The 1,215-nt window shown below is 41.6% G+C and carries 3 protein-coding genes; all 3 read right to left on the reverse strand.

Annotation, left to right across the window (positions count from 1 at the left end):
* Window positions 1-12: 12 nt before the first annotated feature.
* Window positions 13-411 carry a roadblock/LC7 domain-containing protein gene (locus AAEY75_RS14070; RefSeq protein ID WP_201591541.1) on the reverse strand — a complete coding sequence of 133 codons (399 nt, stop codon included), beginning with the start codon at window positions 409-411 and terminating at the stop codon, window positions 13-15.
* A 14-nt stretch (window positions 412-425) separates the two neighbouring features.
* Window positions 426-959, reverse strand: coding sequence for a GTP-binding protein (locus AAEY75_RS14075; protein WP_197102980.1), 534 nt, complete (start codon window positions 957-959; stop codon window positions 426-428).
* A gap of 4 nt (window positions 960-963) precedes the next feature.
* The coding region (locus AAEY75_RS14080; protein ID WP_352259904.1) for a hypothetical protein at window positions 964-1,215 on the reverse strand (252 nt) is incomplete at its 5' end.

The following is a 1,215-nucleotide window of genomic DNA, read 5'->3' on the forward strand; positions in this document are numbered from 1 at the left end:
AGACAAATCACCCTACTCTCTAATAGCAGAGATTTCCCCAATCAATTTCTTGGTCTTATATCGTGCTTCGGCTAGTGCCATCTTATTGTGGGCAACCACCGTCAACACACAAGGCTTACCAATGTAGTCTGTTTTGACGAATAGTATATTGCCAGAAGTGGCTTCAACAATCGCAATATTGCATTGGCCTTGCTTCATTTGCTTTGCAGACGAATCACTTAGTGAAGACAGTGTGCTGCTCATCGCTGCAAATTTATCTGCTTGGTTGCTAAGCTCGCTGACTGAGAAGCAGCTGATAGGAAAGCCATCTGTGGTACAGAGACTGACCAATATAATTTCTCTATTAGCATCACATAAAGTTTTGATGTGACTTAGTAATGCAAGTTTCGCTGGTGATTTTTCATTTGACATAGTCATACCTAACATCAGTCTTGGTTATTAAGAGTGTTGAATAAGGATAAAAGAGACACAGCGGACTCTCTACTTCTAGGATCGGTGTTAATCACGGGGGCCACTACATTGTGCTGCATCAACATGATTCTGATTTCTTGACCAAGTGCTGATAGGCTTTCTTTGTCAGCATCTTCACAGTGGGTGATAGCGATGACACAAGTGGTCTCGTTTTTTTCTGGTTCGAAGAAGGTGAGCAGTTTATCCATATTGGCATAATCAGGGGTTTCACCATAGCGAATCAATATGAGTAGTCCCCACAGAGACTGGTTGACGAATTCCCATAAAAAGGAAAAGCGTTCTTGTCCTGGTACGCCATAGATGCCTAAAGCCATGTCATCCGACAGTGTGATCCGTCCGTAATCAATGCCGACTGTGGTGTACTCTTTACCGATATCGATACTAGACTTCGCTTCTGTCTCGATAGGGCTGATTTCACTCAGTGTTTGAACCAATTGAGTTTTTCCGGCACCCACTTCACCAATGATAGCTAGCTTCTGATAGTTCAATTTTTTACCTCATTCCTAAGAATTTTTTGATCGCGCCATAAAATTTATTAGGCTTTTTCTCACTGACCACTGCTTTCTCTACTAATGGCTCAGCTTCTGTGACGCTTAAGATGCCTGATCGTTCAAACTCTCTGACAATTTGTGTGACTTGTTGAGGTGTGCCAAATTCGCCACTATCTGCCAAAAAGTTAAATGGATACGGTTTTTTGGTCAACTTGATACATAGATTCATAATCATTTGAGGATTACTTTCATT

The sequence above is a fragment of the Psychrobacter sp. TB55-MNA-CIBAN-0194 genome, assembly GCF_040309505.1.
In the GTDB taxonomy this organism is placed as follows: domain Bacteria; phylum Pseudomonadota; class Gammaproteobacteria; order Pseudomonadales; family Moraxellaceae; genus Psychrobacter; species Psychrobacter fozii.

What these genes read in the sequence shown, in the direction of transcription:
- AAEY75_RS14070 (WP_201591541.1), bottom strand. Translation starts at nt 411, where the DNA reads ATGTCAAATGAAAAATCACCAGCGAAACTTGCATTACTAAGTCACATC.